This is a genomic window from Planomonospora alba (assembly GCF_039534085.1).
GTDB classification, from domain to species: domain Bacteria; phylum Actinomycetota; class Actinomycetes; order Streptosporangiales; family Streptosporangiaceae; genus Planomonospora_B; species Planomonospora_B alba.
The window spans coordinates 126,889-141,133 of record NZ_BAAAUT010000001.1 but is presented as its reverse complement, the minus strand read 5'-3'; the positions used below and the strand labels follow the sequence as shown (position 1 = coordinate 141,133).

Here is a 14,245-nt window from a genome sequence, read left to right as displayed (position 1 = left end):
CGCGGACCCGCCGGAGGGCCCCGGCGGCGCCCACCGGCCGGCGCCCGCGGGGCCCACGGCCGGCCGGGCAGATGGTTGGATGGGGGCCATGCCCGGCCTGATGCTCCTCGACACGCCGTCTCTGTACTACCGCGCCTTCTACGGGGTCCCGGAGTCGGTCACCGCCCCGGACGGCATGCCCGTCAACGCGGTCCGCGGCCTCCTCGACATGATCGCCACGCTGGTGCGGGAGCACTCCCCCGCCGCCCTGGCCGCCTGCATGGACGCCGACTGGCGGCCCGCCTTCCGGGTGGCGGCCATCCCGTCCTACAAGGCCCACCGGCTGGCCCCCGGCGGAGGCGAGGAGACCCCCGAGGCGCTCGTCCCGCAACTTCCCGTGATCGACCGGGTGCTCGACGCGGCCGGCATCGCCCGGCTCGGCGCGGAGGGCTACGAGGCCGACGACGTCATCGGCACGCTCGCGGCCCGCGCCGCCGGCCCGGTGGACGTCGTCACCGGCGACCGTGACCTGTTCCAGCTGGTGGACGACGCACGCCCGGTCCGCGTCCTGTACACGGTGCGGGGGATCAAGAACATCGAACCGGTCGACGAGGCCGCCGTCACGGCGCGGTACGGCATCCCCGGCCGGGCCTACGCCGACTTCGCCGTGCTGCGCGGCGACCCCAGCGACGGCCTGCCCGGCGTGCCCGGCGTCGGCGACAAGACCGCGGCGGCGCTGGTCACCCGGTTCGGCTCGCTCGCCGCGCTGCTCGACGCCCTCGACGGCGGTCCCGGCGCCGGGACCGGCGACGGCCCGGCCGCGCCCCCCACCGCGCCCCCCACCGGGTCCCCCACCGCGCCCCTCACCAAGGCCCAGCGCGCCCGGCTGGCCGCCGCCCTCGACTACCTGGACGTCGCCCCCGCGGTGGTCCGGGTGGCCCGGGACGCGCCGGTCCCCGAGGCGGACCTGCGCCTGCCCGCCGCGCCCCGCGACCCGCAGGCCCTCGCGGACCTCGGCGCCCGGTACGGCCTGACCGGCCCGCTCAAGCGCCTGGCCGCCGCCCTGGAGTGGCCGGCCTGACCCGCCGGCCCGCCCGCGCCGGGGAGGGCCGGGGCCGCGGCCAGGACCGGAGCCACCGGGGCCGGAGCCGGGACCGGGGCCGCCCCGGCGGTCACCGGTAGGCGGAGAAGAACGCGCGCATGTCGCCGAGCAGCAGGTCGGGCGCCTCCATCGCGGCGAAGTGGCCGCCGCGGTCGAAGTCGGACCAGTGCACCACCTCGGCGGCCTTCTCCTCGTCCCGGCGCAGCGCGATGTCCTGGACCGTGAACAGCGCCACGCCCGTCGGCACGGGCGAGCGCTCCCGCCCGCCCCAGGCGCGCCCGTCCTCGTAGTAGAGCGCGGCCGAGGAGCCCGCCGTACCGGTCAGCCAGTAGATCGTGACGTCGGTCAGGAGCAGGTCGCGGTCGATCGCCTCGTGCGGGAGCTCCTTGGCCAGGTCGGTCATGTCCCTGATCTTGTCGACGATCCAGGCGAGCTGGCCGGCGGGCGAGTCGGTCAGCCCGTAGGCGAGGGTCTGCGGCCGGGTGGACTGGATCGCGATGTAGCCGCCCGCCTCGGTCATGAACTCGTTCATGCGCCGGACCCGGGCCCGCTCCCGCTCGGTGAGCGTGGGGTCGTCCTCCGCCGCGCTGGGATAGGTGGTGCCCCCGTTGACGTGCACGGCGACGACGTTCTCCGGGGCGGTGAGGCCGAGCGCGCGGGAGATGCCCGCGCCGAAGTCGCCGCCCTGCGCGCCGTACCTGTCGTAGCCGAGCCTGCGCATGAGCTCGGCCCACGCCGCGGCGACGCGCCGGCTCGTCCAGCCGGGACCGGTGGTCGGGCCGGAGAAGCCGAAGCCGGGGATCGAGGGGATGACCAGGTGGAAGTCCCGCGAGAGCGGTTCGATCAGGTCGAGGAACTCCACGACGGATCCGGGCCAGCCGTGGGTGAGGATCAGCGGCAGGGCGCCGGGGTCGGCGGAGCGGACGTGGATGAAGTGGACGTTCTGCCCGTCGATCTCGGTGGTGAACTGCGGGTGGGCGTTCAGCCTCGCCTCCCAGGCCCGCCAGTCGTAGCCGTCGGCCCAGTAGGCGGCCAGCTCCCTGAGGTAGCCGGCCGGGACGCCGCGGCTCCAGTCCTCGACGCCGGTCTCGGCGGGCCAGCGGGTACGGCCGAGCCGCTCGCGCAGGTCGTCCAGCTGCGCCTGGGGGATCTCGATGCGGAACGGGCGGATCATGGAGTCGTTCGTCATGGAAGGGAAACTACGGACCGGTTAGGACAGATCCGGTCCTAACCGTGCGGCAGAGTAGAGATCATGATGAAACCCTCGGCCCGCCTGCTGAAGCTGCTCTCCCTGCTGCAGGTCCACCGACGGTGGTCGGGCACGGAGCTGGCCGAGCGGCTGGGCGTGACCCCGCGCACCGTCCGCCGCGACGTGGAGCGGCTGCGCGAGCTGGGCTACACCGTGCACGCCGTCGCGGGATCGGCCGGATACCGGCTCGGCGCCGGGTCCGACCTGCCTCCCCTGCTGCTGGACGACGAGGAGGCGGTGGCGGTGGCCGTGGGGCTGCGCACCGCCGCGGGCGGCGGCGTGGCCGGGATCGAGGAGAGCTCGGTGCGGGCGCTGGCCAAGCTGGAGCAGGTGCTCCCGTCCCGCCTGCGGCACCGCGTCCGCACGCTGCGGTCGATGACGGTCCCGATGGCGGGCGGCGGGCCGGCGGTCGACCCGGACACGCTGGCCGCGATCGCGGCGGCCTGCCGCGACCGGGAGAGCCTCCGGTTCGGCTACCGGTCCCACGACGGCGGCGAGAGCGTGCGCCTGGTGGAGCCGTACCGGCTCGTGGCCACCGGGCGCCGCTGGTACCTGGTCGCCTACGACACCGGCCGCGCGGACTGGCGGACCTTCCGCGCCGACCGGATCGCCCTGCGCACGCCCAACGGCCCGCGGTTCACGCCCCGTGAGCCGCCCCACGCCGATCTGGCGGAGTTCACCTCGCGCGGCGTCTCCAGCGCCCCCTACCGCTACCGGGGGCGCTTCACCGTGCACGCGCCCGCGGCGGCCGTCGCCGGGCGCATCCCGCCGACCGTGGGGACGGTCGAGCCGGCCGGACCGGAGGCGTCCGTGCTGACCTGCGGTTCGGACTCGCTCGACGAGCTGGCCCTGTGGGTGGGGCTGCTGGGGATGAGGTTCGAGGTGCACGAACCTCCCGAGCTGGTCGCGCACGTCCGGGCGCTCGCCGCCCGCCTCGCGCAGGCGGCGCCCCCGGACTCCGAACGGTGAGCCCCGACCCCGGCTCCGCCCTTCTCCGCACACGGGGCGCTCCGGCGCCCGCGGACGGCCGCCGGGCCGCCGGCGGGCGAGGCGGTCGCGTAGAACCTCCGCGATTCTCCCGGCCGCATCGGGGAAGACGTAGTACCCCACCAGCTGAGCGCAGGGTGTGTCGACATGACGGGATCCATCAACATCAATCACGGCGGTGACCCTGGATCGCCTACCGGGGCCGATGAGCGGACGGTCACCGCACCGCCCCGGGTGTCCGGTCCCGCCGGCGGGAGGCGGGAGGGTAGGTTGAGCGCCGTGCCGTACACGAGCATCCGGGTGCCCGGCGGGTGCCAGCCCCGCGTCGAGGACGGTCTCGCGCGGATCCGGCGGGAGCTGGACCTGCCGGAGAAGTTCCCGCGCGCCGTGGCCGAGGAGGCCGAGTGGGTGGCGCGGGTGCCCCGGATGCCCGTGCTGGACCGGACCGACCTGCCGCTCGTCACCATCGACCCGCCGGGCTCGATGGACCTGGACCAGGCCCTGCACCTGGTGGAGCGGCCCGGCGGCTACCGCGTCTGGTACGCCATCGCCGACGTGGGCGCCTTCGTACGGCCCGGCGGCAGGATGGACGCCGAGGCCCGGCTCCGGGGGGAGACCGTCTACCTGCCGGACGGGCGGGTCCCGCTCCACCCGCCGGTGCTGTCGGAGGGCGCGGCGAGCCTGCTGCCCGGAGTGGTCCGCCCGGCCGCGCTCTGGTGCGTCGACCTGGACGCCGACGGCCTGGTCGTGGGCGCCGACGTGGTGCGGGCGCGGGTGCGCAGCCGCGAGCGCCTCGACTACGACTACGTACAGGCCGCGGTGGAGACCGGCACCGCCGAGGGCCCGCTCCGGCTGCTGGCCGAGATCGGGGCCCTCCGTCTGGCGCTGGAGCGGTCCCGGGGCGGCGTCACGCTGCCCGTCCCCGAGCAGGAGGTGGTCGCCGACGGCGAGGGCGGCTACCGGGTGGAGCTGCGCACCCCGCTGGCCGCCGAGGAGTGGAACGCGCAGATCTCCCTGCTGGTCGGCATGGCCGCCGCCGCGATGATGCTGGACGCGGAGATCGGGCTGCTCCGGGTGCTGCCGCCGGCCCCGGACGCCGTGGTCGGCCGCGTCCGGCGGACGGCCGCCGCGCTGGACGTGCCCTGGCCCGAGGATGCCTCCTACGGCGACGTCGTCCGCTCCCTCGACCCCCGGGTCCCCCGGCACGCCGCGTTCCTGGCGGAGTCGACCGCGCTGCTGCGCGGGGCGGGGTACACGGCCTTCAACGGCGCGCCCCCGGCCCTGGCGGAGCACGCGGCGGTGGGCGCGCCGTACGCGCACGTGACCGCGCCCCTGCGCCGCCTGGCCGACCGCTACGCCACCGAGGTCTGCCTGGCGGTCGCGGCGGGCGAGCCGGTGCCCGAGGAGGTCCTGCGGGTCCTGCCGGAGCTGCCGGATCTCATGCGGGCCTCCGGGCGGCGCGCGGGCACGGCCCGCAGGGCGTGCGTGGACCTGGTGGAGGCGTTCGTGCTGCGCGAGCGGGTGGGGCGGACGTTCGACGCCGTGGTGATCGACACCGACGAGGACGGTTCGGGCGGCGAGGTGCAGCTCACCGACCCGCCGGTGGTGGCCCGCTGCGACGGCGAGCACCTCCCGCTGGGCGAGGCGGTGCGGGTACGGTTGACCCGCGCCGACCCCGCCACCCGCCAGGTCCGTTTCGCCCTGGCCTGAGCGTCCGGGGCGAGCGGGCCCGCAGGCTCGTCAGCGGTCACGGGCGGCCGACCGGCGGGTGGAGGTTCCTCTCACTGCTCGCGGCCGGGCAGGGGGACGCTCAGGCCCGACAGCGCCGGCGGCTCCTCGTCCTCGACCGGGTTCCAGGCGTCCACGTCGAGGACGGAGGCGGCCGGCGGCGCGGTGATCGCGGTCCTGGCGCCCCAGCCGCTGAAGACGACCCTGCTGGTGACGGTGGTGCGCGCGCTGACGTGCAGGCCCGTGTCCGTCTCGGTGTAGGAGCTGACGAGCTTGCGGGTGCGCTTCTCGGCGTCCTGCCACAGCTTCCAGTCGATGGTCAGCTTGGCGCTGGCCCCGCGGGGCCTGTCGCCGTACATCGTGCGGAACGACGGGGAGAGCGCGTACAGCCGGGCGACGGTGACGGTGCCTTTGCGCACCGTCGTGGAGATCCCGTCGAGCTTGACGCCGCGGCGGGTCGTCTCGGTCGTGCGCAGCAGGCCCCTGAGGGTGGCGGGCTCCAGAACGTTGATCATCTGGGTGACCGCGGGGCCGCCCGTCTCGGGGAACCTCAGCCAGGTCTTGCCCTCGGGGAGGTCGTAGCTGGAGTTCTCGGCCACGTACGACGCGTTGCGCAACGTGATCGTCCGGGTGGGTTCCTCCACCTCCGCCGGCGCGCCGCCGAAGTCGGACCGATGGGTCAGGTCGGAGGCGACCACGCCGGAGGCGCCGAACTGGTAGGCGCCCCTGGTGTGGAACCGCATCGTGTCCGACCCCGCCTGCGGGCTGGTCCACCTGACGGTGGTCGTCTCCTTGACCCTGACCCCGTGCCCGGCGGTGAACTGGCGCTTGAGCGCGCTCACCTGGCTTTTGGGTGCGGCCGCGTGCGCGGGCACCGGCAGGGCGGACGCGAGCACGGCCGCGGCGGCCGTGGTGGTGACGGCGGCGATCCATCGCCTCATGGTTGTACTCCCCCGTGAACCCCCTCTTCCCTGAGGGGGACGTCCGGACCGGCGGATTGCGAGTCCGTACACGAATGCCTACAGAAGGTAAGCGATCCTTTAAGGGGAGATATCCGGATAGGCCGGGATGCCGGGTAGATCTTTCGGCCGCCGTCCGCCCGCCCGGCCGCGAGGGAGGCCGCACCCTGGGGCGGGGGCGCGGCCTCGGGCCGCGGGAGCGGCGCCTGCGGCCGCCGGAGGCGCCCGTCGTACGGGCTCCCTCCGGCGGGAGGAGATCCGCGCCGGGGGCTGCGCGGGACCTCCTCGGGATCCGGGGTCGGGGGTCTGTCTCTCGGCCCGGGGGCTTGCCGAGGGGTGCGTTCCGCGGGGGACGCTCGGGGCGGCTACCTCTTCAGGCTCCAGCCGGCGCCGACGCCCATCAGGTGCAGCGCGACGCAGAGGAGCCCGGCGATGCCGAGCGTGGTGACGGTGACGACACTGCCGACGGCCACGCCGGCGATCTCGAAGATCAGGGCGAGCACGAACAGCAGCGCGGCGGCGAGGGCGAACATCCCTACCTCCCTGGGGGCGGGCCGACAGGTTGTGAGATGGGGATTTCCAGCCGAAACGCCCCGGAAACAGCCGCCGGGGTTACGTTCCGCGCACCGGCCGTCACAAGGTATTGACCGGGCGGTCAGCCAACCGCGCGGAGCGGAGGAACCCGCCGGCCGGTGCGGTGACGCCTCCGGCGGGACCGCGGCCCGGCGCCCGCCGGCGCGAGCGCCGGCCCGGCGGGACCGGAGGCGCCGCCGGTCAGCCGACCGAGGAGTAGGCCACCACCCCGCGCCGGAGCGCGTCCATCGCCTTGCCCGCGGTCTTCCTGAGCGCGCCGTCCCGGGGCGCCGCGTCGGAGATCTGCCCGAGCAGGTCGAGCAGCTGCTTGGTCCAGCGCACGAAGTCGCCCGCGGCCAGCTCCGAGCCGCCCACCCCGTCGGCGAGCACGGCGTCCAGGGTGTGCCCCTTGGCCCAGCGGAAGGCCGCCCACGCGAAGCCGAAGTCGGGCTCGCGGATGAACGACAGGCCGTGGTCGCTCTCGACGGCCTCCAGGTCCCCCCAGAGCCGGATCATCTCCGCCATCGCCTGCTGCGCGGCCCCCGCGGGGATGCGCGGCTGGCGGGCCTCCTCGCCCTGCCGGGACTCGAACACCAGCGACGAGACGCAGGCGGCCAGCTCGGCCGGGTCGAGGCCGTCCCAGAGCCCGGCGCGCAGGCACTCGGCGGTCAGCAGGTCCAGCTCGGTGTAGAGCTGGGCCAGGCGGCGCCCCTGCGCGGTGACGTCGTCGCCGTCGAGGTAGCCGAGGCGGTCGAGCACCCCGCAGACCCGGTCGAAGGTGCGGGCGATGACGTGCGAGCGGCCCTCGACCCGGCGGCGCAGGCCCTCGGTCTCGCGCAGCAGCTTGTGGTAGCGCTCGGCCCAGCGGGCGTGGTCCTCCCGCTCGTCGCAGCCGTGGCAGGGGTGCCGGCGCAGCTCCCGGCGCAGGCGCAGCACCTCCTCGTCCTCGACCGCGTGGTCGCGGGCCCGGTCGGGCTTGCCCAGGTCGCGGTCGCCGATCTTGGCGTGCATGGAGGAGACGAGGTTGGCGCGCTCCTTCGGGGAGCGGGCGTTGAAGTTCTTCGGGATGCGCAGGCGCTCGACCGGCTCCACCGGGACCGGGAAGTCCGCCGCGGAGAGCTTCTTGACCTGCTTGCCGATGGTCAGCACCAGCGGGGACGGGCCCTCGCCCCGGGAGTTCAGGCCCGGGTCCAGGACGACGGCCAGGCCCGCGCGGCGCCCGCCGGGCACGCGGATGATGTCGCCGGGGCGCAGCGCCTCCAGCGAGCGCAGCGCCTGCAGCCGGCGGGCCGCGCCGCGCCGGCGCGACAGCTCGGCCTCGCGGTCGGACAGGGCCCGGCGCATCGCGGCGTACTCGGTGAAGTCGCCCAGGTGGCAGGTCATCGCCTCCCGGTAGCCCGCCAGGGCCTCCTCGTGGCGGCGCAGCTGCTTGGCGATGCCGACGACGGCCCGGTCGGCCTGGAACTGGGCGAAGGACGACTCCAGCAGCGCCCGGGCCCGCTCCCTGCCGACCTGGCCGACGAGGTTGACGGCCATGTTGTAGGAGGGCCGGAAGCTGGAGCGCAGCGGGTAGGTGCGGGTGCTGGCCAGGCCCGCGACGTGGATCGGGTCCGTGCCGGGCTGCCAGTGGACCACCGCGTGGCCCTCCACGTCGATGCCGCGCCGCCCGGCCCGCCCGGTCAGCTGGGTGTACTCCCCGGGGGTGAGGTCGGCGTGGGTCTCGCCGTTCCACTTGTCGAGCTTCTCGATCACCACGGAGCGGGCGGGCATGTTGATGCCCAGCGCGAGGGTCTCGGTGGCGAAGACGGCCTTGACCAGGCCCTTGGTGAACAGCTCCTCCACGACCTCCTTGAAGGTGGGGAGCATGCCCGCGTGGTGGGCGGCCAGGCCGCGCTCCAGGCTGTCGCGCCACTCCAGGTAGCCGAGCACGGCCAGGTCCTCGTCGGGCAGGTGCGCGGTGCGCTCGTCGACGATCTGCCGGATCTCGTGCCGCTCGGCCTCGGTGGTGAGCCGGAGCCCGGCGAACACGCACTGCTGGACGGCGGCGTCGCAGCCGGCCCGGGAGAAGATGAAGGTGATCGCGGGCAGCAGGCCCTCGGCGTCGAGCCGCTCGATGGCCTCGGCCCGGTTGGGCGGGCCCGGCCGGCGCGGGCGCGAGTAGCCCCGGCGGCCCCTGCCGTACGCCTGGCGCTCCTCGTCGCGGGAGAGCCGGACCAGGTCGGGGTTGACCAGCGGCCGCTCGCCGTTCTCGTCGGTGACGAACAGGTCGTAGATGCGGTGGCCGACGAGCATGTGCTGCCAGAGCGGGACCGGCCGGTGCTCGTCGACGATGACGGAGGTGTCGCCGCGCACGGTGCCGAGCCACTCGCCGAACTCCTCGGCGTTGCTGACCGTGGCCGACAGGGCGACCAGCCGGACCGACTCGGGCAGGTGGATGATCACCTCTTCCCAGACGGCGCCGCGGAAGCGGTCGGCCAGGTAGTGCACCTCGTCCATGACGACGAAGCCGAGCCCGGCCAGGGTGCCGGACCCGGCGTACAGCATGTTGCGCAGCACCTCGGTCGTCATGACGACGATCGGGGCCTCGCCGTTGACGCTGTTGTCGCCGGTGAGCAGGCCGACCTTGGCGGCGCCGTACCGCCTGACCAGGTCGTTGTACTTCTGGTTGGACAGCGCCTTGATGGGGGTGGTGTAGAAGCACTTGCGGCCCTCGGCCAGGGCGAGGTGGACCGCGAACTCCCCCACGACCGTCTTGCCCGATCCGGTGGGGGCGGCCACGAGGACCCCGTCGCCCGCCTCCAGCGCACGGCACGCGTCCAGCTGGAACTCGTCCAGCTCGAAGTCGTACAGACCGCGGAACGAGGTCAGGGCAGGACCGCTCTCGGCCTGGCTCCGACGGAAGGCGGCGTAGCGTTCCGCTGGCGTCGTCATAATCTTCAGCCTACCGATAACGGAATTCCGGTCCGTCCCCGCACGGCCGCCCGCGGCCCTAGGGCACCAGCACCCGCAGCGCGCCGGGTACGGCCTCGCAGGTCAGCGGGGCGGGACCGATGCGTTCACCGTCGGCGTAGGCGACCACGTCCGCCGCCTCCAGCGCCACCCGGCGGGCCCGCCGGATCGTGACGGCGGGGTGGGTGACGTGGGTGCCGCGGTAGACCCGGGGGAAGGTCCGCAGGAAGCGGCCCCTGGGCACCGCGCCGAGGATCATCACGTCGAGCAGGCCGTCGTCGGGGCGCGCGTCCGGGCAGACCCGCATCCCGGCGCCGTAGGAGCGGGTGTTGGCGAGCGCGACCAGCACGGCCTCCCGTTCCACGACCTCGCCGTCGAGGTCGATCCGGAAGGGGATGGGGGCGAAGTTCCGCAGCTCCTCCGCCAGCGCGACGAGGTACTTGGCCATGCCGGGCGGCCAGCTGCGCCGGTTGGCCCGCTCGTTGACGCGGGAGTCGAACCCGCAGCACAGGACGCTGGCGAACCAGGCGTCCTCGCCGATCCGGGCGGCGTCGACCGCGCGGGTCCGGCCCGCCAGCACGACGCCGGCCGCGGCCAGCGGGTCCTTCCTCGGCAGGCCGAGGGCGTCGGCGATGTCGTTGCCGGTGCCGGCCGGGATGATGCCGAGCGGCACGTCGGTCCCGGCCAGCGCCTGGACGGCGAGGTGGACCAGGCCGTCCCCGCCGAAGGCCACCAGGGCGTCCGGGACCTCGGCGACGGCCGTGCAGGCGCGCTCCAGGGCGTCCTCGGCGGAGTCGCCGACGATCACCGAGACCTCGGCGCCGCGGCTCCGCAGCCGGTCCAGGACGGGGGCGAGCAGGGCGCGGGAGCGGCCGCCCCGGGCCGCGGGGTTGACGAGTACGGCGATCTCTCCGGGCACGGACCGGAACGTACCGCCTATTTGACGGGATCAGTACCCTTCGTGTCCGGATCGAGAGAATCGGTGTCCGGGAGCGGGGAGTCGTCGGCGGCGAGCGGGGAGGCCTCGTCGTCGGACAGGTGGGAGAAGTCCTCCCCGGACGGGCTCCGGCGCTCCCGCAGGTACATGAAGCCCTCGGCGAGGGCGAACAGCACCACCATCGGCAGGGCCAGCGCGATCATCGTGAACGGGTCGCCGCCCGGGGTGGCGACCGCCCCGAAGACGAACATCAGGAAGATCACCATGCGGCGGTGCTTGGCCACCGTGGCGCGCGGCAGCACGCCGATGATGTTGAGGAAGACCATCAGCAGCGGCAGCTCGAAGGAGACGCCGAAGACGATGAGCAGCACCAGCACGTAGCCGAGGTACTCGTCGAGCGTGATGCTCGTGACCGAGTTCTCCGGGGCGAACCCGAGCAGGATGGCCAGGCCCGTGTCCATCACGAAGTAGGCCAGCGCGGCGCCGGCCAGGAAGAGCGGGATCGCCAGCGCCAGGAACGTCAGCGAGTAGCGCTTCTCGTTGCGGTACAGGCCCGGCGTGACGAACGCCCAGATCTGGTGGAGCCAGACCGGGGAGGCGACGACCACGCCGAACAGCGCGGCGACCTTGAGGTTGACGAAGAAGGACTCGAAGACGCCCAGGATGAGGAACGTGCACTCGCCGCGCAGCTCCTGCGACTGCTGCAGGCTGCAGTAGGGCGCGGAGACGAAGTCCCAGACCGGGTCGAAGAAGACGAACCCGAGGACGATGCCGCCGAGCACGCCCAGCAGCGCGACGACCAGCCGGTTGCGCAGCTCGCGGAGGTGCTCCATGAGCGGCATGCGCCCCTCCGCGTCCTCAGACGACATGGACCTGTTACGGCCCGGCTTGGGCCATTTCAGCAGTGCCATATTCGTGGATCCCGGTCCGAGGAGTGAGGTGGTCAGAGGGGCGGGGGCCGGCCGGCGGGCCGGGGGTGCCGCACGGCCCGGCGGGCCGCCGTGCGTCTACTGCTGCTTGGGCGTGCCCGCCTGGGCGCGCAGCCGGGCGGCCTGCTCCTCCAGGGCGCGGGCCTGCTCCTCGGCGGACGGCTCGGCGGCCGGAGCGGGGAGCTGCTGCGGGGCCGGGGCGACGGGGGCCTGCTGCGGCGGCACGACCGTGGCGGTCGCCGTGGCCTGCTCGTCGTCCTCACGGAGCTTGGAGGTCTCCGCCTTGAAGATGCGGAGCGACCGGCCGAGCCCGCGCGCGGCCTCGGGCAGCTTCTTGGCGCCGAACAGCAGCACCAGGATCAGCCCGATGATGATCAGCTCAGTGGGTCCCAGGTTGGGCATGACACATCCTTACGCCGAGCGACGTGCGGTCTTCTGTGCCGATCGTACGCTGCCCGGGGCGCAGTCTCATCCCTGCGGGCCCGGATCCGTCTCCCGGCGCCGATCGGGCGCGCCCCGGACGGCCTCCAGCCGGCGCCGCGTGCGCTCGACCTGTCTGCCCAGCTCGCGGGTGGCCAGCAGCACCCGGGCGCCCATCAGGCCGAGGACCGCCACGCCCGCGAGGGCCAGCGCGGCGGCGGCGAGGATCCAGCTCATGTCACCGGATCCTAACCCGATGTCCGCCGGAGGTTCAGGGAGGCGGCCCCGCCGCGGAACCGGCGGCCGGTCCCGGGCAGGCCCGGCGGGCGGTCCCGTGCGGGGGCGGGCGGGCGTCGCCGGAATCGGCCCCGCGCGGGGTCCTGCGGGCGGTCAGGCGACCACCGACTCGTAGCGGTCCAGCGCCTCCTGAGCGGCCCGGCGGACGCGCTCGGCCAGCGAGGCGGGGGAGACGACCCGGCCGGTGCCGCCCAGGCGCATCGCCAGCCGGAGCAGCCAGCTCTGGTCGCGGGCGCGCAGGGCCACCCGCAGCCGTCCCTCGCCGAGCTCCTCGACGCTCTCGCACGGGTAGTACTCGGCGACCCAGCGGCCCGCGGGGGTCAGCTCCAGCTCCACCAGCTCGTCGGTGGGCGAGGGGCGGAACACCCCGGGCGTCACCTCGTCGGGCACCGCGCCGGCCGGCGGGTCCGCGGGCACGTCCAGCACGTCCACGTCGAGCATGCGGTCCAGCCGGAACAGGCGCACCGCCTCGGCCCGGTAGCACCAGCCCGACAGGTAGCTGCGGCCGTCCACCACGACCAGCCGCATCGGGTCGACCTCGCGGGGGGTGATCTCGTCGCGGCCCGGCACGTAGTAGCGGAGCGAGAGCCGCCTGCGGGCGCGCAGCGCCTCGTTGACCGCGGGCAGCGCGTCGGGGGTGGCGTCCACCTCGACCGCGACCTGGCTGCTGACCGCCGCGGCCGCCTCCCCGGCGGCCTGCTCGAACTTGGCGATGACCCGGGCCAGCGCGTCGCGCTCGCCGAACTCCGGCATCTCGGCGAGCATGCGCAGCGCCACCAGCAGCGCGCTGGCCTCGTCGACGCCCAGCCGGAGCGGGCGGGCGATGGTGTCGGCGTTGTCGATGACGATCTCGCCGCCGTCCCAGGAGACGTCGATCAGGTCGCCGGGGGTGTGGCCGGGCAGCCCGCACATCCACACCAGCTGCAGGTCGTCGATGAGCTGCTTCTCGCTCAGCCCGAAGATCCTCGCGACCTCGGACACCTCCGCCCCCGGGTGGGACATCAGGTAGGGCACCAGGGCCAGCAGCCTCGGCAGCCGGTCGGCCGTACTGCTCATCGGTCGTTCACCGCTCCTCGTCCGTCCGCGGGGGCCGCCCCGCGGACCGCCTCCCCTGCCGTCCCGCCGTCCTCCCGCGCCCCGTCGGCGTCCCACGCGAGGACCCCCTTCAGCCGGCAGATGACGGCCTCGCGGGCGTCGGGCGGGCCGAGCACCTCGGCGTCGGCGGCGAACCCGGCCACCCACCCTGCGAGCCGCTCGGGATCGGTGAAGGCGATCTCCAGCTCGTCCCAGCCGCCGCCGGCGGGCCGTACGGCCTTCGCCGCCTGGCGCAGCCCCTGGCAGGTGCCCTCGCGGACCCGGACGGCGGCGGTGCGCTCGGTCAGCGGGCCGTCCTCGCGCGGGGCCGCCATCGCCCGGATGTCGACGCCCTCGGGCACCGTCACGGTGCCGGGGCGGCCCGCCGCCACGACCGGCCCGGTGATGCGGCTGAGCCGGAACACCCGGGGCGCGTCGCGGTCGCGGTCGTGGCCGACGACGTACCACCGGCCGCGCCGGCTGACCACGCCCCACGGCTCGACCGTGCGGGTCAGCACGCTCTCCCCGGCCGCGACGCGGTAGGGGAAGCGGACCGGGCGCCGGTCGCGCACGGCCTCCCACAGCGCCGGGAAGGCCGGGTCCTGGGTGTCGACCCGCAGCTCCAGCGCGCCGCCGAGCAGCCCGCCGGTCTCGTCGGCGTCCACGCCCCCGGCGCGCAGCTTCAGCAGCGCGCCGCTGGCCGCCTCCGCCAGGCTGGCCCGCTGCCACACCCGCGCGGCCAGGCCCACCACGGCGGCCTCGTCGGGCTCCAGGGTGATCTCGGGCAGCTCGTAGGCCTGGCGGACGATCCGGTAGCCGGGGTCCTCCTCCCACGGGTCCTTGTGGACCTCGATCGGGATGCCGATCTCGCGCAGCTCGTTCTTGTCGCGCTCGAACATCCGCTGGAAGGCCTCGTCGTTGGCCGAGTCGTAGCCGGGCACGGCCTGGCGGATCTGCTCGGCGCTGAGCGGCCGGCGCGTGGCCAGCAGGCAGATCACGAGGTTCAGCAGCCGCTCGGTCTTCCGGCGCGACATCCGGCCTCCCTCCCTCTCAAATGACGCT

Annotated in this window: 13 protein-coding genes; 3 read left to right on the top strand and 10 right to left on the bottom strand. The window is 74.8% G+C overall.

Features of this window, described 5'->3' with window-relative positions:
* Positions 1-88: 88 nt before the first annotated feature.
* Positions 89-1,060: a 5'-3' exonuclease gene (locus ABD823_RS00640; RefSeq protein WP_344854662.1), complete on the top strand. Its 972-nt coding sequence runs from the start codon at positions 89-91 to the stop codon at positions 1,058-1,060.
* A gap of 91 nt (positions 1,061-1,151) precedes the next feature.
* Here the strand turns inward: ABD823_RS00640 and ABD823_RS00635 are convergent, their stop codons facing one another.
* On the bottom strand, positions 1,152-2,270 hold the full coding sequence (locus tag ABD823_RS00635) for an epoxide hydrolase family protein (protein ID WP_344854660.1): 1,119 nt from the start codon (positions 2,268-2,270) through the stop codon (positions 1,152-1,154).
* Positions 2,271-2,333: 63 nt separating this feature from the next.
* Between ABD823_RS00635 and ABD823_RS00630 the strand changes: the two genes are divergently transcribed.
* Positions 2,334-3,299, top strand: coding sequence for a helix-turn-helix transcriptional regulator (locus tag ABD823_RS00630; RefSeq protein WP_344854658.1), 966 nt, complete (start codon positions 2,334-2,336; stop codon positions 3,297-3,299).
* A 297-nt stretch (positions 3,300-3,596) separates the two neighbouring features.
* Positions 3,597-5,027, top strand: coding sequence for an RNB domain-containing ribonuclease (locus ABD823_RS00625; protein WP_344854656.1), 1,431 nt, complete (start codon positions 3,597-3,599; stop codon positions 5,025-5,027).
* 71 nt (positions 5,028-5,098) lie between these two features.
* Here ABD823_RS00625 and ABD823_RS00620 read toward each other — a convergent pair whose 3' ends face one another.
* The 9 genes from ABD823_RS00620 to ABD823_RS00580 all read right to left on the bottom strand — a co-directional run bounded on the left by ABD823_RS00620 (position 5,099) and on the right by ABD823_RS00580 (position 14,217).
* Entirely contained in the window at positions 5,099-5,986 is an 888-nt protein-coding gene (locus tag ABD823_RS00620) for a hypothetical protein (protein WP_344854654.1), read from the bottom strand.
* A 383-nt stretch (positions 5,987-6,369) separates the two neighbouring features.
* Positions 6,370-6,537, bottom strand: coding sequence for a hypothetical protein (locus ABD823_RS00615; protein WP_344854652.1), 168 nt, complete (start codon positions 6,535-6,537; stop codon positions 6,370-6,372).
* A gap of 241 nt (positions 6,538-6,778) precedes the next feature.
* Positions 6,779-9,508, bottom strand: coding sequence for a DEAD/DEAH box helicase (locus ABD823_RS00610; protein WP_344854650.1), 2,730 nt, complete (start codon positions 9,506-9,508; stop codon positions 6,779-6,781).
* Positions 9,509-9,566: 58 nt separating this feature from the next.
* Complete coding sequence (locus ABD823_RS00605) at positions 9,567-10,445, bottom strand: diacylglycerol kinase (RefSeq protein WP_344854648.1); 879 nt, start codon at positions 10,443-10,445, stop codon at positions 9,567-9,569.
* A 17-nt stretch (positions 10,446-10,462) separates the two neighbouring features.
* Entirely contained in the window at positions 10,463-11,374 is a 912-nt protein-coding gene (gene tatC / locus ABD823_RS00600; RefSeq protein WP_344854647.1) for a twin-arginine translocase subunit TatC, read from the bottom strand.
* 96 nt (positions 11,375-11,470) lie between these two features.
* Positions 11,471-11,794 carry a Sec-independent protein translocase subunit TatA gene (tatA, locus tag ABD823_RS00595; RefSeq protein ID WP_344854645.1) on the bottom strand — a complete coding sequence of 108 codons (324 nt, stop codon included), beginning with the start codon at positions 11,792-11,794 and terminating at the stop codon, positions 11,471-11,473.
* A 66-nt stretch (positions 11,795-11,860) separates the two neighbouring features.
* On the bottom strand, positions 11,861-12,049 hold the full coding sequence (locus ABD823_RS00590) for a hypothetical protein (RefSeq protein WP_344854643.1): 189 nt from the start codon (positions 12,047-12,049) through the stop codon (positions 11,861-11,863).
* Positions 12,050-12,202: 153 nt separating this feature from the next.
* Positions 12,203-13,165 (bottom strand): helix-turn-helix transcriptional regulator, encoded by a 963-nt coding sequence (locus tag ABD823_RS00585; protein ID WP_344854642.1) that lies wholly within the window; start codon positions 13,163-13,165, stop codon positions 12,203-12,205.
* Positions 13,162-14,217: a helix-turn-helix transcriptional regulator gene (locus ABD823_RS00580; RefSeq protein WP_344854640.1), complete on the bottom strand. Its 1,056-nt coding sequence runs from the start codon at positions 14,215-14,217 to the stop codon at positions 13,162-13,164. Before ABD823_RS00580 ends, ABD823_RS00585 begins: the two co-directional genes overlap by 4 nt.
* Positions 14,218-14,245 lie beyond the last annotated feature (28 nt).